We start from the raw sequence: 23,246 nt of genomic DNA, 5'->3' as shown, positions 1-23,246 counted from the left end.
AAAAGAACCAGCTCTTAGAACTGATTCTTCATTTCACTTATTTAGCTTCAGTAAATACTTCTTTAAGGTAAGCGTCAAAAACTTCTTCATCTGAAATCGTGTCAGAGATGAAGCTACCGTTACTTGTGCGTTCTGACAAATTCAAGTCTTGCAATCGACTTTCATAGATTGTTCCTTTGTTAGATTGAACAAGCAGAGTTTGGTCATTCTCGTCCACTTCTGTACTAAAGAGGTCACCAACGAAGCCTTGTTCTGCAACTGCTCCTGCCAAGAAGACACGGTGCGGTTTGTTTTTCAACTCACGCAAGACTTGAAGTCCTCGTTTGGCACGGCTGGTTGCTGGAATTTCCTCAACAGAAACACGTTTCAAACTTCCACGCTGAGTCAAGAGGTAGAAAGATGATGTATTGCAAATAAAGGCTGCTTGGAGGACACCATCTTCTTTCAAATTCATAGCCTTGACACCTGCAGCCTTGGCACCTACAACCGGAACCTCTTCGATATTGAAACGCAGAGCATAACCGTTTTGGCTAATCAAGAGAATATCATCTAGTTTAATCGGAGCCACTGCTACAATCTGGTCTGTCTCGTCTTTGAGCTTAGCATACTTGACAGACTTAGATTTATAGGTCCGCCATGGGGTGAATTCTTTTCGTTCTACACGCTTGATTTGACCGAGACGAGTCGCCGCAAAATAGGTTGTCGCATCAGCGAACTGTTCCAGTACTTCCGCATAAAGAATTTCTTCATTCGCTTCAAAATTTGTAATGGTCTGGCTCAGGTGCTCTCCGATGTCCTTCCAACGAATATCTGCCAATTCATGGATTGGTCTGTAGATGACATTTCCAAGACTTGTGAACATCAAGAGGTGCTGGGTTGTCTTGGCAGATTGAACAAAAATCAAACGATCGTCATCACGTTTGCCAATTTCTTCCAGAGTGGAAGCCGCAAAGGAACGTGGGCTGGTACGCTTGATGTAACCTGCCTTGGTCACGCTGACGTAGGTATCTTCCTCTGCAATCAGACTAGCTGTATCAATCTCGATTACTTTCGCAGTGTCTTCTAAGCTACTCAAACGCGGAGTCGCAAACTTCTTCTTAACCTCACGAAGTTCTTTCTTCATGAGATTGTACATAGTCCGTTCATCCCCGATAATAGCAGCAAGCATGGCAATCTTTTCACGAAGTTCGGCTTCTTCTTCCTGTAAGACAACCACATCGGTATTGGTCAAACGGTACAGTTGCAAGGTTACGATAGCCTCAGCCTGCTCTTCTGTAAAATCATAGCTGACCTTGAGATTTTCCTTGGCATCAGCCTTATTCTCAGAAGCACGGATAAGCGCAATGACTTCGTCCAAAATCGAAATCACGCGAATCAAACCTTCGACGATATGGAGACGTTTTTCAGCCTTTTCCTTATCAAAGCGTGAACGCGCCAAAATCACTTCACGGCGGTGGGCAATATAGCTAGACAAGATTGGAACGATCCCAACCTGACGAGGTGTGAAATTGTCAATCGCCACCATGTTGAAGTTGTAGTTGATTTGTAGGTCAGTGTACTTGAAAAGGTAGTTGAGAACAAGCTCCGTATTAGCGTCTTTCTTAAGTTCAATAGCGATACGAAGACCATCACGGTCAGACTCATCACGAACCTCAGCGATTCCTGCTACCTTGTTATTGACACGGACTTCATCGATTTTCTTGACTAGATTGGCCTTATTAATCTCATAGGGAATCTCAGTGACAACAATTTGTTCCTTACCACCTTTTAGCTTTTCAATTTCGGTCTTGGAACGAACAACCACGCGCCCTTTTCCGGTTTCATAAGCTTTCTTGATTTCATCACGTCCTTGGATGATAGCTCCTGTAGGGAAATCTGGCCCAGGCAAGAATTCCATGAGTTTTTCAACTTTGGCCGTTGGATGGTCAATCATGTAAACCGCCGCATCAATGACCTCAGCCAAATTATGGGGAGGAATGTCTGTGGCATATCCAGCCGAAATACCAGTCGAACCATTGACCAAAAGATTTGGAAAGGCTGCTGGCAGAACAGTCGGCTCTTTTTCGGTGTCATCAAAGTTCCAAGCAAAAGGAACGGTCTTTTTCTCGATATCTTGAAGAAGGTAGCCTGCAATCTCAGACAAACGCGCCTCAGTATAACGCATAGCCGCAGGCGGATCACCGTCCATAGAACCGTTATTACCGTGCATTTCGACTAGAATCTCACGATTTTTCCAGTCCTGTGACATACGGACCATGGCATCATAGATGGAACTGTCACCGTGTGGGTGAAAATTCCCCATGATATTCCCGACAGACTTGGCCGACTTGCGGTAGCTCTTGTCAAAAGTATTGCCATCCTTATTCATCGAATAAAGAATGCGACGCTGAACCGGCTTCAAGCCATCCCGAATATCTGGCAAGGCCCGGTCTTGAATAATGTACTTGGAGTAGCGACCAAAGCGCTCTCCCATAATGTCCTCAAGGGACATGTTTTGAATGTTACTCATATAGGATACAGAGCCCGTAAAATACCAAGTGAAAATAGAAAATTCTTGAAGTAAGCAAGCTCACAAGAGAATTTATCTTTTTCACCCAGCATTTAGGGCGTGTTCAACTCCTTTCAAAGAATATAGAGTAGGTTTTTACAGAAAAGGTGTTCAGTTAAGATATAAAGGGACGATTCGGCTTGCCGAAAATTTCTGTAGAAAAATAGGAAATCGATATAGGGTTCAATGAACCCAAGTAGATTTCTCTTGTTTCCTAAGTCTTAGTCCCGTGTTCAGTTACGATAAGTAACCAAACTATCCTTTCTGTAGTTTAAAGTGTTTAAAATTTATTGATTCGGTTAGTATTAAGGAATTTTCACATAGCATTTAGGGCGTGTTCAACTCCTTTCGAAGAATGGAGAGTAAATATTATGGAAAAAGAAAAAATATAGAGTAAGTGAGTTTCACCCAATTCCTGTATCGTCATTTCCACTTGAAGTGTCTACTTCACAAATCCTCGTTTATACTTGATATGACTAGCGATATTGCTATCTACATCTTTCTTATCCCAAAGTTGGAGTTCCCATGGATAGTGAAAATTACTTTTATTTTTAAAATAGATATGAATACCGACATAGCCATCTTTATCACGTAAATACCAGTTTTTTAGTCCGTACAGCTCTTGCCAATCATCTAATTCCTCCATGACTTGAGCAATCTCTTTGGAACTTAAAATCATACGAGCACCAAAAATATCATTAAGAATTGAATTCACAGGATAGCCCTCTTGACGCTCTGAAAAACGTGTAATTTTATCTAAAATAGACTCAGAAGTTTTGACACGATAAACATAGGCAATATCTTGGACATCCGCTTTCATCAGATAATCATTAATTGACTCATGTAAATTCAGACGGTAGGCCAAAATCGCTTTCGTCGGAACTTTTGAAAAGGTATGCTTGAGATTGATTTTTTCCACCTTACCCGTTTTAAAATAATCTTTAGAATATTCTCGATGAATACGATTAATCTCTGTAATGAGGCGTTCCACTTTTTCAATCATGAGTCTTCTCCTCTCGCTTTTTCATTTTTCTAGTTATTCCCAAACTTCTTCACTCTTTCCTCAGCATACTTAATCATCTTCTCAGCCACTTCCTTATCGTAGCCAAAGCCCATCTTGTGAGCAAGGGAGTGAGCTTCTTGGTGGAAAAGTTGCATCGTAGCAAACAAAGACTTAGTAAGTTTCTCTACACTTGAAAAATCAAGCAGATTCGAGAATTCCTTTTCTTTCTCAGCAGGTAAATAGTTAAAGAGATATTTATAATTCTTGCCGACGTCTACTTTTCCCTTATCACTTGCTACCTGCCAAGCCAAAATTTTCAAGAATTCTTGTTGACAAATGCCGTAGAGATGGTCAGTGGCATAGATGACTTGCTTACGACAGATTCCTTTGACCACGTAGGCTGACACCCACCAAAATTCATTGCAGGAATTTTTAAAATCTGTCTCAGTAGCTGGATGTATCCAGAAACGCTTTGGACTGGGATAATATGACTCAAACAGGCTCTTCTCATCTTCTAAAACTATGAATTTCGACTCGCTATCTACCCATTCTTTCATGTGTTCTTTAGGGCAGAGGGTCAAATCAATGCGATTACCATCTTCAAAAAGCATAAGATTTAGACGACGATGGTCAAGAGCAACCTCTTGCTCGATAACGCGTTTGCCAAACTGGTCCAACCAAGATAAATCTGTAATCAGCTCGTCCAGATTCTCTATAACATAGACTACGTCATAGTCTTGAAATTCATCTTTTGAGACTTTTGTATCAGTCCGTGAACCAGACATGGCGACAGCCGCGACTTGTAAGGTTTCAGCAGTCTTTAAAATTACATCGAGCATTTCTGTTTCAGTTCTCATGTTTATACCCATTCATTAAAAACTAACTTAAAAAACTGTCGCTTCTTCCAGCGTAAACTTGACATTGTCTTCAATCCACTTACGGCGTGGTTCGACCTTGTCGCCCATGAGGACATTGACGCGGCGTTCGGCGCGGGCTAGGTCTTCGATTGTGACACGGATGAGGGTACGAGTTTCTGGGTTCATGGTTGTTTCCCAGAGCTGATCTGCATTCATCTCACCAAGTCCTTTATATCGTTGGAGGGTAGCGCCTTTACCGAACTGCTTGCGGAGTTCTTCAAGTTCTCCGTCTGTCCATGCGTAGGCTACTTCTTCTTTCTTGCCTTTGCCTTTGGACATCTTGTAAAGAGGCGGAAGGGCGATATAAACGTGTCCTGCCTCAACTAGGGGACGCATGTAACGATAGAAAAATGTCAAGAGCAAGGTCTGGATATGGGCACCATCGGTGTCCGCATCGGTCATGATAATGATCTTGTCATAGTTGGCATCTTCAATAGAGAAGTCTGCTCCAACACCCGCACCGATGGTATAAATCATGGTATTGATTTCTTCATTTTTGAGAATATCCGCCATCTTGGCCTTGGCTGTATTGATAACCTTACCACGAAGAGGTAGAATAGCCTGGAACTTGCGGTCACGACCTTGTTTGGCAGAGCCACCGGCAGAGTCCCCCTCGACTAGATAGAGTTCATTTTTTGCAGGATTCTTGGACTGGGCTGGCGTTAATTTCCCAGACAACAAGCCCTTGTCCTTCTTGTTCTTCTTACCATTGCGGCTCTCATCACGCGCCTTACGTGCCGCTTCACGAGCATCACGGGCCTTGATAGCCTTGCGTATGAGGTTAGAAGCCAATTCTCCATTTTCCATAAGGAAGAAGGTCAACTTATCCGCCACAATGCCATCCACAACTGGACGAGCAAGAGGGCTTCCTAGCTTGTCCTTGGTCTGCCCTTCAAACTGGAGGTGTTCTTCAGGAACCAAGATAGAAAGAACAGCCGCTAGTCCCTCACGATAGTCTGAACCTTCAAGGTTTTTATCTTTTTCCTTGAGAAGACCTGTCTTACGCGCGTAGTCGTTCATAACCTTGGTAATGGCAGACTTGAGTCCTGTTTCATGCGTTCCACCGTCCTTGGTACGAACGTTATTGACAAAGGACAAAATGTTATCTGAAAATCCATCATTGTACTGGAGGGCTACTTCCACTTGGAAACCGTTGTCTTCACCTTCAAAGTAAAGGACTGGCGTCAAGGTTTCCTTGTCTTCGTTTAGATAAGAAACAAAGTCCTGTACCCCATTCTCATAGTGAAATTCAATTGCTTCATCTGTTCGCTCGTCTGTCAAAGACAAGGTCACATTTTTCAAGAGAAAGGCTGACTCATTGAGGCGTTCTGAAATGGTATTGTACTTGAAATCTGTCGTAGAAAAGATAGTCGCATCAGGCATAAACGTAACCTTTGTACCTGTTTTAGACTTGGGTGCTGTACCGATTTTCTTCAGAGTCGTGACAGGTTTTCCACCATTTTCAAAACGTTGCTTGTAAACTGCGCCATCACGGGTGATTTCAACTTCTAGCCAGCTAGAAAGGGCATTAACAACAGAAGAACCTACCCCGTGGAGACCACCTGATGTCTTATAACCACCTTGACCGAATTTCCCTCCTGCGTGGAGAATGGTAAAGATAACCTCAACTGTTGGGATTCCCATAGCGTGCATACCTGTCGGCATCCCACGACCATGGTCTTGAACCGTTAAACTGCCATCTTTATTGATGGTCACATCAATACGGTCACCAAATCCAGACAAGGCCTCATCGACTGCATTGTCGACGATTTCCCAGACGAGGTGGTGGAGACCAGCTCCATCGGTCGATCCAATATACATCCCTGGACGTTTTCGGACCGCATCCAACCCTTCTAGCACCTGAATGGCATCATCATTATAATTGTTAATATTGATTTCCTTTTTTGACACAAGGAACCTCCTATTCGTTCATCTTTACTATTCTACAGGTTTTCCAAGGATTTTGCAAAATTTTTCTTTCTCCGATGTGACAATTTCAGAAGAGATTCTCTGCCTTTCTTCTCCATTTCATGATATAATAGGAGTATGATGACAATAGTTTTATTAATCCTAGCCTATCTGCTGGGTTCGATTCCGTCTGGTCTCTGGATTGGACAAGTATTCTTTCAAATCAATCTGCGCGAGCATGGTTCTGGTAACACTGGAACAACCAATACCTTCCGCATTTTAGGAAAGAAAGCTGGTATGGCGACCTTTGTCATTGACTTTTTCAAAGGAACCCTAGCAACACTTCTTCCAATTATGTTTCATCTGCAAGGTGTTTCGCCTCTCATCTTTGGACTTTTGGCTGTTATTGGACATACCTTCCCTATCTTTGCAGGATTTAAGGGGGGTAAGGCTGTCGCAACCAGTGCTGGAGTGATTTTCGGATTTGCGCCTGTCTTCTGTCTCTACCTTGCAGTTGTTTTCTTTGGAACCCTCTATCTGGGTAGTATGATTTCACTATCTAGTGTCACAGCATCTATCGCGGCTGTCATCGGAGTTCTACTCTTTCCACTTTTTGGTTTTATATTGAGTCACTATGACCCCCTCTTCATCGCTATTATCCTAGCACTTGCTAGCTTGATTATCATTCGGCATAAGGATAATATCACACGTATCCAGAATAAGACTGAAAATCTTGTTCCTTGGGGATTAAACTTAACCCATCAAAATTCTAAAAAATAAACGCCAGTTTGAACAGTGAACTGACGTTTTTTTGTATGCTTATTTTGATTTGATATAGTTGATACCATCTGCTTTTGGTGCGACTGCTTTTCCAAAGAAGGCTGCCAAGACAAGAATTGTCAAGACATAAGGTGCGATTTGAAGATAAACCGTGGGCACTCCTTGTAGGAACGGCAATTGAGAACCGATAACAGCCAAACTTTGTGAAAGCCCAAAGAAGAGACTAGATAGCATGGCTCCGATTGGATTCCATTTTCCGAAGATCATCGCAGCAAGGGCGATAAATCCAGGTCCAACAATAGTTGTTACTGAGAAGTTAACTGAGATTGATTGAGCATAAATCGCTCCGCCAATTCCACCTAGGAAACCTGAAATGATAACCCCTAAATATCTCATCTTGTAGACATTGATTCCCAAAGTATCCGCTGCTTGAGGGTGTTCACCGACAGAGCGAAGACGAAGACCAAAGCGAGTCTTGAAGAGGATAAACCAAGCAAGGAACGAGAAGGCAATGGCCAGATAACCAAGAAGACTAGTTGACTTGAAGAAGATATCACCGATTACTGGGATATTTGCCAAGACTGGAAAGTCAAAACGTCCAAAAGTTTGACTTAGGTTGTCGGTTTGTCCTTTGTTATAAAGAACTTTCACCAAGAAAACAGCCAAGGCAGGCGCCATCAAGTTCAATACCGTACCGCTGACAACATGGTCTGCACGAAAATGAACCGTCGCTGCTGCGTGGATGATAGAGAAGACACCACCAACCAATCCTGCTACAAGCAAGGATAGCCATGGAGTGGCTGCTCCAAACTGTTCTGCAAATTCAAGGTTAAAGACAACTCCAGAAAAGGCACCCATAACCATGATTCCTTCAAGGCCGACGTTTACCACACCACCACGTTCAGAGAAAACACCGCCAATACTTGTAAAGATGAGGGGTGCTGAGTAAATCAGCATAGAAGACACCAAGAGGGTGAGCAAGGTTGTAATAGACATCTTTACTTACCTCCTTTAACTTGTTTTTTCGGTTTGACAAAGCGTTCGATAAGATAATGAACACTAACAAAGAAGATAATAGAAGCTGTTACAATGCTGACAAGCTCAGACGGTACCTGCGCCGCATTCATACCAGGGGCTCCAACTTGGAGAACACCAAATAGGAAGGCTGCAAAGAGAATACCAATTGGTGAGTTGGCCGCAAGCAGACTAACCGCCATTCCGTTAAATCCAACAGCTAATGATGCCCCTTGAACATAGACGTTCTGGAAGGTTCCAAGTCCTTCAACAGCTCCACCAAGACCAGCCAAGGCACCGGATATAATCATTGATAGGATAATCGTTCGTTTGGCAGAAATACCAGCATATTCTGAAGCATATGGATTAAGACCAACCGCACGAATTTCAAAACCAAGGGTTGTTTTCTTGAGCATGAACCAAATAACTGCAACTGCAATGACGGCAAAGAAAATACCAATATTCATCCGTGAATTACCAGTCAACTCAGCCAACCAAGGTGTCTGGTAGGTTGCATTAGCCCCAACACGAATGGTCGAATCTGTACTTTGCATAAAGTCTTTAGGAAAGGCATGGATAAAGGCATTTCCTACATACAAGACAATGTAGTTCATCATGATGGTTACGATAACCTCTGACGTCCCTAGATAGGCCCTAAGAATACCTGGAATCGCTCCGACAATCCCACCAGCAATCAAGGCAATTACGATAGTCGCTAGAATCATCAAGGGACGTGGCATATCTGGATGCGACAGGGCAAACCAACCACTGAGAATCCAACCAGCCAAAGCCTGACCAGGAAGCCCGACGTTAAAGAAACCAGCTCGACTGGCAACGGCAAAACCAAGACCAATCAAGACCAGAGGCCCCATGGCACGGAAGATTTCCCCAATACCACGTAAGCTACCAAAGGCTGTATAGAACAATTCTTCGTAGCCCCAAATAGCATCGTAGCCGAAGATCCACATGACAATGGCTCCAAGTAAAATTCCTAGGAATACAGAAATCAAGGGAACCGAAATTTGTTGTAATTTTTTAGACATCACTCTTCTCCTTTCCCAAGTTTCCACCAGCCATCAAGACACCAAGTTCTTGTTTATTGGTTGTTTCTGGTGATACAATACCTTGAATCTTACCATCATGGATAACGGCAATACGGTCTGAGACGTTTAAAATCTCGTCCAATTCAAAGCTGACAACAAGTACAGCCTTGCCATTATCACGCTCTTCAATCAAGCGTTTGTGGATATATTCAATAGCACCGACATCCAACCCACGAGTTGGCTGGCTGACGATAAGGAGATCAGGATCTCGATCAATTTCACGAGCAATAATTGCTTTTTGTTGATTTCCTCCTGAAAGTGCAGCCGCAGGCACAAATTCACTGGCAGCACGAACATCAAACTCTTCCATTAACTTTTTAGCATAAGAAGTAATATTTGAATAGTTCAAAATTCCATTTTTACTATGTGGTTCTTTATAGTAGGTTTGAAGGGCAATATTTTCAGAGATCATCATCTCTAAAATCAAACCATCACGGTGACGGTCTTCTGGAACGTGCCCAACACTCAACTCTGTAATCTGACGTGGGTGTAAGCCTACAATTGAATCTCCTTTTAGCTCAATGCTTCCAGATTCAACCTTGCGAAGACCTGTAATGGCTTGAATCAGTTCAGACTGACCATTTCCATCAATCCCTGCAATACCAACAATCTCTCCAGCACGAACATCCAAGGAAAGATTTTTCACAGCTGGGACACCGCGGTTTTCATTGACCACCAAATCTTTGATTGACAAGACCACTTCTTTTGGTTGAGAGGCTTGTTTCTCTGTTTTAAAGGAAACAGAACGTCCTACCATCATTTCTGCCAAATCAGCATTAGTAGCCCCTGCAATTTTGACAGTTTCAATTGATTTCCCACGACGGATAACTGTAACGCGGTCAGAAACTGCGCGAATCTCGTCCAACTTGTGGGTGATCAAGATAATTGATTTTCCTTCTTTGACAAGATTTTTCATAATAGCCATCAACTCCTCAATTTCTGATGGAGTCAAAACAGCCGTTGGCTCGTCAAAAATAAGAATATCAGCTCCCCGATAAAGGGTTTTTAAAATTTCTACACGTTGTTGGGCTCCAACTGAGATGTCTGCTACCTTGGCAGAAGGGTCCACAGCTAAGCCATAACGTTCAGAAAGAGCCTTAATTTCTTTGCTAGCTCCAGCGATATCTAGCACACCATTTTTAGTCAATTCACTTCCTAAAATAATGTTTTCAGCCACCGTGAAAGCCTCTACCAACATAAAGTGCTGGTGAACCATTCCGATTCCCAAGCCAGCTGCTTTAGATGGGGAGTCAAGGTTGACAACTTGACCGTTGACCGCGATTTCACCACTAGTTGGTTCAAGAAGGCCTGCTAACATGTTCATGAGCGTGGACTTACCAGCCCCATTTTCTCCTAAAAGTGCATGAATTTCACCTTTTCGTAGGTGCAGGTTGATTTTGTCGTTGGCAACAAATTCACCAAACACCTTGGTAATATCACGCATCTCAATGACATTTCCGTGTGCCATGTGCTCTTCCTTTCAGAGTCTTATTTTATTTCAATAAAACTTGCTAGTTTGTCTAGTAGCAAGCTTTACTGAGACAAAATGACTTTGTCTCAACTCTTAAAAAGCGGCCGATGGCCGCTTCCTAAGAAATAACTTCCATCCATTATTTTGCAGGAACTTTTACGCTTCCATCAAGGATTTTAGCTTTTGCATCTTCAACGGCTTTTTTACCTTCTTCAGAAAGGTTAGTTGTTACCAAGTCAACCCCTTTATCCTTCAATGAGTAAACGATTACTTGACCACCAGGGAATTCACCTTTTTCTGCCTTGTTAGAAATATCTTTTACAGTTGTACCAACTTGTTTCAAAGTAGATGCAAGAACAAAGTTTGATTCTTTGCCATCTTTAGAAGTGTATTTACCTTCTGCTTCTTGGTCACGGTCAACACCGATAACCCAAACTTTTTCATTTTCAGGACGGCTTTCGTTGAGTGATTTTGCTTCTGCAAAGACACCTGCACCTGTACCACCAGCTACTTGGTAAACAATATCTGCACCGGCTGCGTATTGTGCGGCTGCAATTGTTTTACCTTTAGCAGCATCACCAAATGAACCAGCATAGTCAACTTGGACTTTGATAGATGGGTCTACTGACGCAACACCAGCCTTGAATCCTGCTTCAAAACGAGAGATAACTTCTGACTCCTGCCCACCTACAAAACCAACTTGTTTTGTCTTAGTTGTTTTAGCTGCTGCCACACCTGCAAGGTAACCTGACTCATTATCAGCGAAAGTTACGCTCGCAACATTCTTTTGATCTTTAATCACATCATCAATCAAGACATAGTTCAAGTCAGAATGTTCTTTAGCTGCTTCTTCAACCGCATTGTGAAGGGCAAAACCAACACCGAAGATTAGGTTGTAACTTCCAGCCGCTTGTTGCAAGTTGTTAGCGTAGTCAGCTTCACTTGTTGATTGGAAGTAAGTGAAACCGTTATCTTTTGAAAGATTGTGTTCTTTACCCCAAGCCTGTAAACCTTCCCAAGCTGATTGGTTGAATGATTTGTCATCAACACCACCAGTATCAGTGACGATTGCTGCTTTTGTCTTCACATCAGAAGATGAATCTGCCTTACGAGAAGAGCGGTTACCACATGCAGCAAGTCCAACTGCTGCCACTGCAACTAGACCAAGGCCTAGCCATTGTTTCTTGTTCATTACTGAACCTCCTAAATAAGATGTGCAACGATGTTGCAAGTATGGATTGATTGGTCACAAGGACCGTGCCACTCAGAGAGCGACTCAGACTAAGTTAAGTCTGTAAAAGAGTATGGAAGTAACTCCCCGACCGTCATCTCGACCGTCGATTTATCTTTTGCGACTAAGGTCACTTTTAGATCTTGTTCAAAAAATTCGACCATTACTTGGCGACAAGCACCACATGGTGAGATTGGTTTTTCAGTCTGTCCATAGACAATCAATTCTGAAAACTCTCTTTGTCCTTCAGATATAGCCTTAAAAATGGCTGTTCTCTCACCGCAATTGGTCAAAGGATAGCTAGCATTTTCGATATTCACTCCCGTGTAAACACTTCCGTCTTTTGCCACTAAAACTGCTCCGATAGGAAAGTGAGAATAAGGCACATAGGCTTTCTTGCTGGTTTCAATTGCCAGTTCAATCAACTCAGTAGTCGCCATCTGCCAATTCTCCTTTTAGAATTGCTACTCCAGCTGATGTTCCGATACGGGTCGCCCCTGCTTCCACAAAGGCAAGAGCATCCTCATAAGAACGAGCTCCGCCAGCAGCCTTGACACCCATATCAGGTCCAACAGTTTCACGCATCAATTTGACATCTGCTATCGTAGCGCCACCAGTTGAAAAGCCAGTAGATGTTTTAACAAAGTCAGCCCCAGCTTTTTGGGCTAATTGGCAAGCCACAACTTTTTCTTGGTCTGTCAGCAGGCAAGCTTCAATAATGACTTTCACTAACTTGTCACCACTTGCTTCCACGACTGCGCGAATATCTGACTCTACCAAGGCTAAATTGCCTGATTTGAGAGCCCCAACATTGATCACCATATCAATCTCGTCTGCACCATTTTGAATAGCTTCTTTGGTTTCAAAAGCTTTCACAGCTGAAGTTGTTGCTCCCAAAGGGAAACCTACTACTGTACAGACCTTGACATTTGATTCTTCAAGCCCTTTTTTAGCATGTTCAACCCAGGTCGGATTGATGCAAACACTGGCAAAATCATACTCTCTAGCCTCAGACAACAAACAATCAATTTGATTTTCTGTTGCATCTTGTTTTAAAAGCGTATGATCGATATATTTATTTAATTTCATATTCGGATTCTCCTGCGGTTTATGAGATGATTTCTATAATTTCTCGTAAACTTTGCACCCTATCATTTATTTTAACATATTTTTGAAAATCTGTAACTAGCTGAGGAGAAATTTTTCCATTTGTGTATACTTTTGCAACAATTTCTCCCTTTTGAACTGAATCTCCCACCTTCTTTTCAAAAACAATTCCTGTTTCATAGTCCAAGGCATCAGACTTGACTGCACGGCCTGCCCCCAGTCTCATAGCATAAAGTCCAAATTCCATAGCTGGAAGAGCAGAAATGACACCCGTTTCCTGAGCAGGGATTTCCACCACATGGGTAACATTGACAGGGCGATAGAGGTCTTCCAAGTCTCCACCTTGGGCTTGCACCATTTCCTCAAACTTAGCTAGCGCTTGACCATTTTCAAGATGTTGGCGAACTTCTTCAACTGTCTTGTTTACATTTGCCAGGCCAAGCATAATTTGAGCCAATTCACAGATGAAGTGGGTAATATCCTGACGGCCTTGACCTTGTAAAATCTCCAGTGCTTCAAGGATTTCAAGGCGATTTCCAATAGCACGTCCCAAGGGCTGACTCATATCCGTAATCACTGCTACTGTCTTCCGTCCAACAGCCTTACCAAGTTCCACCATGGTTTGAGCCAGTTCACGCGCCTCATCAACTGTCTTCATGAAGGCACCCTCACCGACAGTCACGTCTAGCAAAATAGCATCCGCCCCTGCCGCGATTTTCTTGCTCATGACTGAACTCGCAATCAAAGGAATCGTGTCGACAGTTGCAGTCACATCACGGAGGGCGTAGAGAAGTTTATCTGCTTTAACCAGCTGGTCTGATTGCCCAATGACAGATACTCCAATATCCTGCACCTGTCCAATAAAGTCCTCTTGACTACGTTCTACTTGATAACCCTTAATGGACTCCAATTTATCAATTGTTCCACCAGTATGGCCGAGACCACGACCACTCATTTTTGCCACAGGTACACCGAAGCTAGCAACAAGAGGAGCTAAAATCAAGGTCACCTTGTCACCAACACCCCCAGTAGAATGCTTGTCAACCTTAACCCCATCAATAGCGGATAAATCAAACTCTTGCCCTGTCTGAACCATTTTCATGGTCAAATCAGATATTTCTCGAGTCGTCATTCCTTTGAAATAGACAGCCATAGCAAAGGCAGACATCTGATAATCAGGAACAGTTCCTGACACATAACCTTCTACCAGCCATTCAATTTCACTTGAAGTCAGTTCTTGCCCGTCTCGTTTTTTTTGGATTAAATCAACTGTTCTCATTCTTTCACACTTCTAAGGATATAATATCCCTTATCTTTTTTGACGATTTCACAATTTCCAAACACATCCTCCATCTTGGACTTGGCACTTGGAGCCCCTTGTTTTTTCTGGATAACGATTGTCAAATCCCCACCAGTTTCCAAGAAATCTTTGCTTTTCTCAATGATTTCATGAACCACTTGCTTGCCTGCACGGATAGGAGGATTGGAAATGACATGGTCAAATTTCCCTTCAACTTGTTCATAGATATTGGACTGGAAAATCGTCGCTTTTACATTATTTTTTTCAGCATTTCTCTGAGCTAAATCCAAGGCACGATTGTTGATATCGACCATGGTCGCCTGAACTCCATAAGCCTTAGCCAAGGATAAGCCCAAAGGCCCATAACCACAGCCCACATCAAGGACAGTCTCTCCTTGGTTGACCTCCAGACACTTGAGCAAAAGTTGACTTCCAAAGTCAACCATCTTCTTGCTAAAAACACCCGCATCCGTCAAAAAGGTCATTTTTTGTCCCAACAACTCTACTCTCAACTCATGAATATCGTGAGCAGCGTCAGGATTTTCTGCATAGTACATTTTATTCATAACCCTATTCTATCATATTTTGGATCGAATTGTAAATCGTTTACATATCCAGAATGAGACAAAAAGATTGAAGGAAGTTGCGTTACAATAGCTCCCCTTCAATCTCTTTCAAGTTTTATAAGCAACTTGTATTTCATCTAGGACTACAGCTATCATTGCCATGATAAAACAACAAATTTATTGTCTATCATCAGGCGCATTTTTATTACGATTGCTTAACCTTCAGATACTTAATTATCAACAAAATTCCCAACAAAATATTTAGATAAAAGCCCAACTGATAAGTTTGTGTCAGGATTTCCAAACTTGTCCAAAGTCGTATCAAATCTTCTAGTGACATGCGGAAGAAATAACCCTCTGTCGCAATCCATAAAATCAAGAATAGATAACTTCCAGCAGCAAGCCATTTCGCCCATCGTTTTTTAGGAAGAAAGCAATCAAGAGTGAACAGATAAAGACAACTGTTACAATAGCATGCTCCATCAAAAAAGTAAAACCGTAATAGATTTCCACAAAGCGTCTACCATTATCCGCATTAGCTCCTTTTATAAAAGGTAAGGCAAAACTTAAAATAAAACAGAGTTCCAATAGGTAACGTTTCAAGATTTTCATAGTACACCTCCTATAAGTTATAAACCCAAAAGCCCCCTTTATAAGCTTATAAATCAGTAGAAACTATCTCCTACTTCATCAATAAATTGTTCATCCTCTATCTACTTATATTATATACTATTGACTTACCACATTCAAGAAACCGCTTTATTTTTTTAACTTTTTATGGTATGATAGACAAAATATCTAGGGGAAAACAAATGACCAACGAATTTTTACATTTTGAAAAAATCAGCCGCCAGACTTGGCAATCTTTACATCGAAAGACCACACCTCCTTTGACAGAAGAGGAATTAGAATCCATCAAAAGTTTTAATGACCAAATCAGTCTTCAAGACGTTACAGATATCTATCTCCCCTTGGCTCATCTGATTCAGATTTACAAGCGAACTAAGGAAGATTTAGCCTTTTCAAAAGGAATTTTCCTCCAACGTGAAAGTAAATCTCAGCCTTTTATTATTGGGGTTTCTGGGAGTGTTGCCGTTGGAAAATCCACAACCAGTCGCCTACTTCAAATCCTGCTTTCTAGAACTGTAACTGATGCTAGTGTTGAGTTGGTTACAACTGATGGCTTTCTCTATCCCAACCAGACTTTGACTGAGCAGGGGATTTTAAATCGTAAAGGATTTCCTGAAAGCTATGATATGGAAGCTCTTCTCAACTTCTTGGACCGCATCAAAAATGGACAAGATGTGAATATTCCTGTCTACTCACATGAAGTCTACGACATCGTTCCTGAGGAAATGCAAAGCGTCAAAGCTGCTGATTTTGTGATTGTTGAAGGAATCAATGTCTTTCAAAATCCACAAAATGAGCGTCTCTACATTACTGACTTCTTTGACTTTTCCATCTATGTTGATGCTGCAGTCGATGACATCGAGAGTTGGTATCTGGACCGTTTCTTGAAAATGCTGAGCCTAGCCCAAAATGACCCTAATAGCTACTATTATCGTTTTACACAAATGCCGATTGGGGAAGTGGAGTCCTTTGCCCATCAGGTCTGGACCAGTATCAATCTCACAAATCTACAAAATTATATTGAACCGACCAGAAATCGTGCAGAAGTGATTCTTCATAAAACAAAGAACCATGAAATCGATGAAATTTACTTAAAAAAATAATTTTCCCTTGTCAAAACGTAAGTTTTCAGATATAATGGTATAGTTAGTAAATATGGAGGTAAGAACATTGGCAAACATTAAATCAGCTATCAAACGCGCTGAATTGAACGTTAAACAAAACGAAAAGAACTCAGCTCAAAAATCAGCTATGCGTACTGCTATCAAAGCTTTCGAAGCAAACCCATCTGAAGAACTTTTCCGTGCTGCTAGCTCAGCTATCGATAAAGCAGAAACTAAAGGTTTGATTCACAAAAACAAAGCAAGCCGCGATAAAGCTCGTCTTTCAGCTAAACTTGCTAAATAAGAAACAGTCCATAGAGGCTGTTTTTTTGTCCTCAAATAGGAAAAGGTAGAAAATGAAAATCGCAATTATCGGATATTCTGGTGCTGGTAAGTCAACTCTAGCTGAAAAGTTATCTCTCTACTACTCCATCCCAAAACTTCACATGGATACACTCCAATTTCAACCTGGTTGGCAAGACAGTGACCGTGAATGGATGTTAACCGAGATGAAACGTTTTCTCACCAAGCATGAAGCTTGGGTCATCGATGGAAATTATTCTTGGTGTTTCTATGAGGAAAGAATGCAGGAAGCTGACCAAATCATCTTTCTCAATTTTTCACCATTTACCTGTCTCTTTCGAGCTTTTAAACGTTATCTCAAATACCGAGGCAAGGTCAGAGAAAGTATGGCAGAAGGTTGTCAAGAACAATTTAATCGGGAGTTTATTCGATGGATTCTCTGGGATGGGAGGACTAAAGCTCAGAAAGAGAATTACCAAAAACTTTGCCAAGAATACTCACATAAAGTCACTATTCTTCGAAACCAAAGAGAGCTAGATCAATTTCTGGATAAGAAAAGGAAGTCCTCCAATTCATAAAGAAGGGCTTCCTTTTTGGCTATAATTATTCTGCAATCAAGGTTTCCAAACCAACCTTCATCATATCGGTGAAGGTATTTTGACGTTCTTCTGCAGTTGTGTCTTCGTCTGGATTGACCAAGCTATCAGAGATGGTCATGATAGCTAGCGCATCAACATGGTGCTGGGCCGCCAAATAGTAAAGGGCTGCTGCTTCCATTTCCACAGCCTTGACTCCCCACTTACCAAGCTCGATGTTCTTTTCAAAGTAATTTGAGTAAAAGACATCAGATGACAAAACGTTCCCAACGTGGGTTGTCATACCAAGTTCTTTGGCGATATGGTAGGCCTTGTCCAGCAAATCAAAGCTAGCAATTTGTGGAAAATCGTACTGTGGCCAGTCATTACGGACGATGTTTGAGTTGGTTGCGGCTGCCTGCGCCAAAACTAATTCACGAACGTGGACATCTTCATTCAAAGAACCTGCAGTTCCCACACGAATCAATTTCTTCACACCGTAGTCAACAATCAACTCACGCGCATAAATCGAAATAGATGGCATTCCCATCCCAGTTCCCATAACAGATACACGGTGACCCTTGTAAGTACCAGTGTAACCAAACATGTTACGCACTTCGTTAAAACAAACAGCATCTTCAAGGAAATTCTCCGAAATAAATTTAGCACGAAGAGGATCCCCTGGAAGAAGAATTTTATCAGCAATTTCACCCTGCTGAGCAGCAATATGGATAGACATAGTTAAGATATAAAGGGCGACAGAGAACAAAGTAAAAATAGGAAACTGACGACGCATCGCAGATGCTAGACAGTTTATCTTTTTTACACAGTTCTCCGCCCGTATTCAGTTCAGCGAATACAGTTAACCCATCCTTTCTTTATTTTATGAAGATTAGAGAGCGACAAGAAAACGACTGAAAATTAGGAATCTGACTGAGAAATCAGGATTTCTCAGTCAGAGTATCCATTTTCCAAGTTTTCCGCTCGTGTTCAAATCAAAACACACGCTCTACCTTTCTTTTTTTTATTTTATTTTTATAGCTAGGAAAAATCGGATTCAATCATGACTCCGATAAGCCTACTTCTTTTTTATTTCAAACAGTTATTGATAAATTGACGATAGTTTTTAATCTTTTAAGATAAATCTTTGATTAGAAGAAACGGTCGTTCTCTATCTTATTACTTTATTCTTTGACTTCTGACACAGTATGCTAGCCCAAGGAAAGTGGTCTAACATTTTTGCAAATTCATAGGCTAAAACAGCTGTTACTAAGAGATACGGAAGAGAATCCAAACCTAGCCCAGTGAAACCTATTACTAATCCAGTTGCAGACCAGGGAGCCCTCAAGGTCACAGACAAAAAGCAAACCGATCCCAAAAGCAAAATGCTTGGCTGGCTATCCCCACCTAGAATCATTCCAAAGAGAGCAGCTCCAGCCATCCCCAAGGCAAAAGATGGCGTAAGTGTACCACCATAGGCCCCTGCCCACAGAGTAATAAGAACGACCAGTGCTTTTAGGATAAACAAGAGGAATACTGTTTTGCCATTGCTACCATTCAATACTTCCTGAGCCATCATACATCCATTTCCAAGTAGATGTGGAAAATAACTTGCCAACCCAGCAAGAAAAAGAAAAGCTGTGGGCAATGTGAGAAGTATTCGTTTATCTTTTATCCTGTTTGAAGACACTGCTTTACTCAAGCGACCAAAAAGCCAAGCTAGTGGGGTTAAGAAAAGAAGTAATAAGGGAATAATCCACATTTCCTTTAATGACCATGCGATGGCTGGAATCTGGTAGAGAGCCTGATCTGAAATAACCAAGCCTGCTGTATAGGTTGACACATAGGTAGTAAAACCGACTAAGACAACTCGTTTAATAGATAGAGCAATTCCTAGAGTTTCAAAAACAAAGAAGACACTTGTTAATGGAACCTGATAGACAGCTGCTAAACCAGCACCAGCACCACAAGCAAGGAGAAAGATTTGATCCTTCTTAGAGAGAGAACATATTTTTCCAATTGGTCCTGCAAATAGAGTTCCAATCTCTCGTGGCGCAGCTTCTTTACCAATAGGTGCTCCCCCTCCAACTGCAATAATCTGCCAAATTGAATGAAATAGCTGTTTTAAAAAATGAAGTTTGTATTGTGAAGTCTCATCCTTCATCTGTGCTTTAATGGAAAAAATCTGTGATTTTTTTTGCAAGTAATACCAGACCAAGGATGAGCTGACACCCACGATTATTAAACTTAATCCTATCCGCGACGAGGAAACTCCATCTGTCAAGAATACAGTTTGATGCTCTGATTGACCAAAAGCTATCCCCTCTATCATCTTTAAAAGATAATGTAGAAAAATACCAGATAAACCTGAAACTATTCCTTGCAAAATGACTGCTAGGAATAATTTAAGATTATAAGGGATTTTCTGAAAAATACTCCTCAATTCTTTTAACATAGTAATAATTCAGCAAAAACAGCTTTAAGTAAGCCTTTAAAATCACCTTTAACACACTCAGTCACTTCTATAACCTCTTCGTGGTTAATCTCTTCTTTGAAACAAGTAGTATAATTAGTAATACATAAAATTCCTAGAACTTTCAAACCTGAGTAGGCTACAACAATAACTTCAGGAGCAGTTGACATTCCGACCACATCTGTTCCAAGCATCTTATAGGTACGAATTTCTACTCGTGTTCAAATTAGAACACCTCACTATACCTTTCTGTTTAATTTTGTTCTTTCACAGAGAGCTACCTGAGTTCTATTCAAGCTCAGGTAGTACTTTCTTATAAACTAGACAAACTAACTGTCATTGTACCATCAGATTACAAGACATCGTCATCAGAAATCTTAGAATTTAATGTCGTTCCCCAATGAGTGATTTTTCGATGTGGTTGGGCAAGGAGAGGTCTGTTTTCATAGATTGTTTGCCATCTATTCCATAGTAGACCTGTCTTTTTCTCAATCTTAATTCGCAAATTTCTCATATTTTCTTTGATTGGGAGGTTGAGGACAAAACCTGCAGTCTGGTTGCGACCGTTTCCTTCCCAAGAACGACTACGAACAACTTGGTTCCCATCTTTATCTACTGTAACTTCTTCCCAAGTTATAGAGTAGCGAGCAATGTAAGCTCCACTATGTTGAATTGTCAATGTTTTGTCTTTCACAGGAGTCTGACTAATTGGTTGAACTGGCTTAGAAACTTGTGTCGCCGTCTCACCATTCGTAGCGATAAAGCGGAAAACTTCTACTTCTGCAAGACTGAGGGCTTGATTGTTCTTACGTAGTTGCACACGAACACGGCGTCCCAATTTCCCATTTAATTGAACATCCAAGCTCGTTCCGTCAAGTTTAGAAACATACTGTCTAGCAACTTCTTTCCCTTTTTCATCATATAAAATCACATCAAAGTCTGACAGACGTTTAGAAAGCTCTCCATCCCCACGGTTATGAAGGCGAACAAGTCCTACCTGTTCTGTACGACCTAAATCAACTTCCCACCAAGGCTGGTTTTCAAATTTTGTATGGGTAATTGATTGCTGGCTATAACTACTATTGGTATTACCATCCAAGGCACGACTAGCATCTCCACCAAAATCAGTAGAACTTTGCTTAGCTTGTTTTTTCCAAGCGATATTCTCAGCACGATATACTTGGACTTCTGCAAGACTGAGAGCATTATAGCCTTCTAGCTCAATCCGAACATAGCGCGCTTTTTTATGGTTAATCGCAATTTGTGCTGACACATCTTTAAGAGATGTTATTCGTTTTCTCTCAATTTCTTTACCAGAACTGTCTAAAAGAATGACATCAAAGTTTGCCAATCTATCCTGGGCAGTGTCTGTGCGGTTGTAAATATTGATTTGGCGAATGGTTTCTTCTTTAGCCAAATCTACTTGCCACCAAGGTTTAGATTGGAAGTTGGTATGAGTGACAGAATTGTGACCATAGTTACCATCAACTTTACCATCCACAGCTCTTCTAGCATCTCCTCCGAAAGCTGTCGAACTTTGAGTAACCTGTTTTCCTAAGGCAATATTTTCCATTGGTTCAGCGCTTGGTTGACTAGCAGATTGAGGCAGAGCCTGTTTCTTAAAGAATCTCACTTTATCCAATTTCGGATCACGATAACCATGTTTATCCAAGGTAGCTCGTTTACCAATATTAAAGTTAGGAATATCATTCATTCGACTTTCAAAATAGCCACGAGAACGATGTTTAAAGCGTGAATTACCTGTAAATGTAACAATATCACGATCATTATGAATCAAGGGAGTCACAACATTATCATTATCAACCACATAATGCTTAATTTTTCCACTAACAGCTAATTTACGGCTTTCCAAACCAACATCCCAGAAACCATTCTTAGCATTCCAAATAGTTCTGGAAGTAATCACTTTAGGAGCACTGAAAGTCGTCACTTTCCGTAATACATGGTTATAAAAATCAGGATATTTTTGGTAAGCTTCAACCGCTGCAATCTGAGCTAGGTAGCCTCCAAGAGAATGACCTGTCATATACAACTTGGTAATACTTGTATCCTTGGCTAATTCCCCAACAACCTTGCGGATATCATCCGCTTGAGCTGGTTTATTTCCACCTAATAAAACCAAATCTGCACTTAAGTCCTTGGCGTCATTAACTCGCGTTCCACGAATAGCCAACATGTGCACCGTTCCATCTTTGAGATAAGGAAGGTCGCTCTTGGTCTCAAATAAGAAAGCATCCAAGCCACTATCTGTATGGTAAGCTTTTTTCATTTTCCAGAAAGGAGCCAATTCATTGTGCATGAGTTTGTATTCTTGACGGTCAAGATAGAGACTAGGGAAAGGATTCTTATGATCTAAAATTTTCTCAATATAATCATCGTCTCGATAGGCTAGCTCCATAAAGAGAAGAGAATCACGGTCTGTGACATACCATTCTTTCTTATTGTCATCTTCTCCATCTGCCAAACCATCCCCATCACTGTCTGCTAGTAAGGGATGACTGTTATATCCTAGATAATCCTTACCATCTTTGTTGTAAACATAAAGTTCATCTTTGTTTTTGATGCCATCTTGGTCATCATCCCCTTCCAAATCAAGAACTTTTTCACCATAGAGAGATTCATCGATCAAATCATTTTCTAAATGCAATTCCCCTTTGGAAATCTTCACCAAATCTTCTGCGGTTAGAGAACGAGTATTTGTTGGTTTTTCTGTCACAACTTCTTCTTTAGTTTCTTCTACAGGAGCATGAATAGGCGAGTCTTGAGCTGGCTCTGTTGTCTCTACTTTTGACTCTTCCCTTTTGTTTTCAAGAACTTCACCTGCTTCCGGAAGCGGTTGAGGAGCTAGTCTTGACTCCTCTCTAAGAGGAGTTTCTAGTTTTGGAGCAACATTTTCCGGCTCTCTCAATTCCTCCTTAGAATCTAGCACTCTTGTTGCCACTTCAGATGTTACATCTTGTTTTAGTTCATTGGCTGAAATTCCAGCTGGAGCTAGAAATGCGAAGCCGACTGCAACAGATACAACTCCGATACTTAATTTTTTTATGCCAAAGCGCATAATTCGTTGACCAATTTTCATTATTCTTTATCTTTCTTTTCGTTTATTTATAAGCAGACTCAAGCGAAATCTCCTTGTCCCCTATATAGGACAAGGCTAAGAAATTCAGAAAGTAATACTCTTCGAAAATCTCTT

Annotated in this window: 19 protein-coding genes and 2 pseudogenes; 4 read left to right on the top strand and 17 right to left on the bottom strand. The window is 41.3% G+C overall.

What is annotated here, in order from left to right; all coding sequences use genetic code 11:
- Positions 1-37: 37 nt before the first annotated feature.
- From parC to parE, 4 genes are all read right to left on the bottom strand, one after another.
- Positions 38-2,509, bottom strand: coding sequence for a DNA topoisomerase IV subunit A (parC, locus tag HT724_RS03050; RefSeq protein WP_173252869.1), 2,472 nt, complete (start codon positions 2,507-2,509; stop codon positions 38-40).
- 481 nt (positions 2,510-2,990) lie between these two features.
- Positions 2,991-3,551, bottom strand: coding sequence for a GTP pyrophosphokinase (locus HT724_RS03045; protein WP_173217573.1), 561 nt, complete (start codon positions 3,549-3,551; stop codon positions 2,991-2,993).
- A 29-nt stretch (positions 3,552-3,580) separates the two neighbouring features.
- A complete protein-coding gene (locus HT724_RS03040) occupies positions 3,581-4,408 on the bottom strand; it encodes an aminoglycoside 6-adenylyltransferase (protein WP_173217575.1) in 828 nt (275 codons plus the stop codon).
- Between the two features lie 27 nt (positions 4,409-4,435).
- On the bottom strand, positions 4,436-6,379 hold the full coding sequence (parE, locus tag HT724_RS03035; protein WP_173276279.1) for a DNA topoisomerase IV subunit B: 1,944 nt from the start codon (positions 6,377-6,379) through the stop codon (positions 4,436-4,438).
- 135 nt (positions 6,380-6,514) lie between these two features.
- Here parE and plsY point away from each other — a divergent pair, with 135 nt between their 5' ends.
- The gene (plsY, locus tag HT724_RS03030) at positions 6,515-7,156 is read left to right on the top strand and encodes a glycerol-3-phosphate 1-O-acyltransferase PlsY (protein ID WP_173276280.1); all 642 of its coding nucleotides are present in this window, start codon (positions 6,515-6,517) and stop codon (positions 7,154-7,156) included.
- A gap of 39 nt (positions 7,157-7,195) precedes the next feature.
- Here the strand turns inward: plsY and HT724_RS03025 are convergent, their stop codons facing one another.
- The 9 genes and pseudogenes from HT724_RS03025 to HT724_RS10460 all read right to left on the bottom strand — a co-directional run bounded on the left by HT724_RS03025 (position 7,196) and on the right by HT724_RS10460 (position 15,560).
- A complete protein-coding gene (locus tag HT724_RS03025) occupies positions 7,196-8,152 on the bottom strand; it encodes an ABC transporter permease (RefSeq protein ID WP_050261461.1) in 957 nt (318 codons plus the stop codon).
- 2 nt (positions 8,153-8,154) lie between these two features.
- Entirely contained in the window at positions 8,155-9,213 is a 1,059-nt protein-coding gene (locus tag HT724_RS03020) for an ABC transporter permease (protein ID WP_173276281.1), read from the bottom strand.
- A complete protein-coding gene (locus tag HT724_RS03015; protein WP_173276282.1) occupies positions 9,206-10,741 on the bottom strand; it encodes an ABC transporter ATP-binding protein in 1,536 nt (511 codons plus the stop codon). Before HT724_RS03015 ends, HT724_RS03020 begins: the two co-directional genes overlap by 8 nt.
- 142 nt (positions 10,742-10,883) lie before the next feature.
- Positions 10,884-11,936 carry a BMP family protein gene (locus tag HT724_RS03010; RefSeq protein WP_001036122.1) on the bottom strand — a complete coding sequence of 351 codons (1,053 nt, stop codon included), beginning with the start codon at positions 11,934-11,936 and terminating at the stop codon, positions 10,884-10,886.
- An 89-nt stretch (positions 11,937-12,025) separates the two neighbouring features.
- On the bottom strand, positions 12,026-12,415 hold the full coding sequence (locus HT724_RS03005) for a cytidine deaminase (protein ID WP_050207872.1): 390 nt from the start codon (positions 12,413-12,415) through the stop codon (positions 12,026-12,028).
- Positions 12,402-13,064 carry a deoxyribose-phosphate aldolase gene (deoC, locus tag HT724_RS03000; RefSeq protein ID WP_173276283.1) on the bottom strand — a complete coding sequence of 221 codons (663 nt, stop codon included), beginning with the start codon at positions 13,062-13,064 and terminating at the stop codon, positions 12,402-12,404. Before deoC ends, HT724_RS03005 begins: the two co-directional genes overlap by 14 nt.
- A gap of 19 nt (positions 13,065-13,083) precedes the next feature.
- Entirely contained in the window at positions 13,084-14,361 is a 1,278-nt protein-coding gene (locus tag HT724_RS02995) for a pyrimidine-nucleoside phosphorylase (RefSeq protein ID WP_173276284.1), read from the bottom strand.
- Positions 14,358-14,948, bottom strand: a complete 591-nt coding sequence (locus HT724_RS02990) for a class I SAM-dependent methyltransferase (RefSeq protein WP_345789570.1) — start codon at positions 14,946-14,948, stop codon at positions 14,358-14,360. Before HT724_RS02990 ends, HT724_RS02995 begins: the two co-directional genes overlap by 4 nt.
- Positions 14,949-15,153: 205 nt before the next feature.
- Positions 15,154-15,560: pseudogene (locus HT724_RS10460) on the bottom strand (hypothetical protein).
- A gap of 200 nt (positions 15,561-15,760) precedes the next feature.
- Here HT724_RS10460 and coaA point away from each other — a divergent pair.
- From coaA to HT724_RS02970, 3 genes are all read left to right on the top strand, one after another.
- The gene (gene coaA, locus HT724_RS02980; protein WP_173276285.1) at positions 15,761-16,681 is read left to right on the top strand and encodes a type I pantothenate kinase; all 921 of its coding nucleotides are present in this window, start codon (positions 15,761-15,763) and stop codon (positions 16,679-16,681) included.
- 67 nt (positions 16,682-16,748) lie between these two features.
- Positions 16,749-16,985 carry a 30S ribosomal protein S20 gene (gene rpsT, locus HT724_RS02975; RefSeq protein WP_001274000.1) on the top strand — a complete coding sequence of 79 codons (237 nt, stop codon included), beginning with the start codon at positions 16,749-16,751 and terminating at the stop codon, positions 16,983-16,985.
- A 52-nt stretch (positions 16,986-17,037) separates the two neighbouring features.
- Positions 17,038-17,562: a DNA topology modulation protein gene (locus HT724_RS02970; protein WP_173276286.1), complete on the top strand. Its 525-nt coding sequence runs from the start codon at positions 17,038-17,040 to the stop codon at positions 17,560-17,562.
- A gap of 25 nt (positions 17,563-17,587) precedes the next feature.
- Here the strand turns inward: HT724_RS02970 and deoD are convergent, their stop codons facing one another.
- From deoD to HT724_RS10390, 4 genes and pseudogenes are all read right to left on the bottom strand, one after another.
- Complete coding sequence (deoD, locus tag HT724_RS02965; RefSeq protein WP_173276288.1) at positions 17,588-18,298, bottom strand: purine-nucleoside phosphorylase; 711 nt, start codon at positions 18,296-18,298, stop codon at positions 17,588-17,590.
- 432 nt (positions 18,299-18,730) lie between these two features.
- On the bottom strand, positions 18,731-20,014 hold the full coding sequence (locus tag HT724_RS02960) for a chloride channel protein (RefSeq protein WP_173275150.1): 1,284 nt from the start codon (positions 20,012-20,014) through the stop codon (positions 18,731-18,733).
- Positions 20,008-20,244, bottom strand: a pseudogene (locus tag HT724_RS02955) (purine-nucleoside phosphorylase); the annotation flags it as partial. The pseudogene HT724_RS02955 and the gene HT724_RS02960, both read right to left, overlap by 7 nt.
- 140 nt (positions 20,245-20,384) lie before the next feature.
- Positions 20,385-23,132: a thiol-activated cytolysin C-terminal domain-containing protein gene (locus HT724_RS10390; RefSeq protein WP_173275145.1), complete on the bottom strand. Its 2,748-nt coding sequence runs from the start codon at positions 23,130-23,132 to the stop codon at positions 20,385-20,387.
- Positions 23,133-23,246 lie beyond the last annotated feature (114 nt).

It is taken from the genome of Streptococcus sp. k-402 (assembly GCF_013277515.1).
Taxonomy (GTDB): Bacteria; Bacillota; Bacilli; order Lactobacillales; family Streptococcaceae; genus Streptococcus.
Note: the sequence above shows the minus strand (reverse complement) of the source record. Positions and strands in the feature narration are given on the sequence as shown.

Excerpts from the sequence above, each read along its gene's own strand:
- parC (WP_173252869.1), bottom strand. The coding sequence starts at position 2,509 with ATGAGTAACATTCAAAACATGTCCCTTGAGGACATTATGGGAGAGCGC.
- HT724_RS03040 (WP_173217575.1), bottom strand. The coding sequence starts at position 4,408 with ATGAGAACTGAAACAGAAATGCTCGATGTAATTTTAAAGACTGCTGAA.
- HT724_RS02990 (WP_345789570.1), bottom strand. The coding sequence starts at position 14,948 with ATGAATAAAATGTACTATGCAGAAAATCCTGACGCTGCTCACGATATT.
- HT724_RS03005 (WP_050207872.1), bottom strand. The coding sequence starts at position 12,415 with ATGGCGACTACTGAGTTGATTGAACTGGCAATTGAAACCAGCAAGAAA.
- deoD (WP_173276288.1), bottom strand. The coding sequence starts at position 18,298 with ATGTCTATCCATATTGCTGCTCAGCAGGGTGAAATTGCTGATAAAATT.
- HT724_RS03010 (WP_001036122.1), bottom strand. The coding sequence starts at position 11,936 with ATGAACAAGAAACAATGGCTAGGCCTTGGTCTAGTTGCAGTGGCAGCA.
- HT724_RS10390 (WP_173275145.1), bottom strand. The coding sequence starts at position 23,132 with ATGAAAATTGGTCAACGAATTATGCGCTTTGGCATAAAAAAATTAAGT.
- HT724_RS03015 (WP_173276282.1), bottom strand. The coding sequence starts at position 10,741 with ATGGCACACGGAAATGTCATTGAGATGCGTGATATTACCAAGGTGTTT.
- HT724_RS02970 (WP_173276286.1), top strand. The coding sequence starts at position 17,038 with ATGAAAATCGCAATTATCGGATATTCTGGTGCTGGTAAGTCAACTCTA.
- HT724_RS02995 (WP_173276284.1), bottom strand. The coding sequence starts at position 14,361 with ATGAGAACAGTTGATTTAATCCAAAAAAAACGAGACGGGCAAGAACTG.
- HT724_RS03025 (WP_050261461.1), bottom strand. The coding sequence starts at position 8,152 with ATGTCTATTACAACCTTGCTCACCCTCTTGGTGTCTTCTATGCTGATT.
- coaA (WP_173276285.1), top strand. The coding sequence starts at position 15,761 with ATGACCAACGAATTTTTACATTTTGAAAAAATCAGCCGCCAGACTTGG.
- HT724_RS03045 (WP_173217573.1), bottom strand. The coding sequence starts at position 3,551 with ATGATTGAAAAAGTGGAACGCCTCATTACAGAGATTAATCGTATTCAT.
- HT724_RS03020 (WP_173276281.1), bottom strand. The coding sequence starts at position 9,213 with ATGTCTAAAAAATTACAACAAATTTCGGTTCCCTTGATTTCTGTATTC.
- HT724_RS02960 (WP_173275150.1), bottom strand. The coding sequence starts at position 20,014 with ATGTTAAAAGAATTGAGGAGTATTTTTCAGAAAATCCCTTATAATCTT.
- deoC (WP_173276283.1), bottom strand. The coding sequence starts at position 13,064 with ATGAAATTAAATAAATATATCGATCATACGCTTTTAAAACAAGATGCA.
- plsY (WP_173276280.1), top strand. The coding sequence starts at position 6,515 with ATGATGACAATAGTTTTATTAATCCTAGCCTATCTGCTGGGTTCGATT.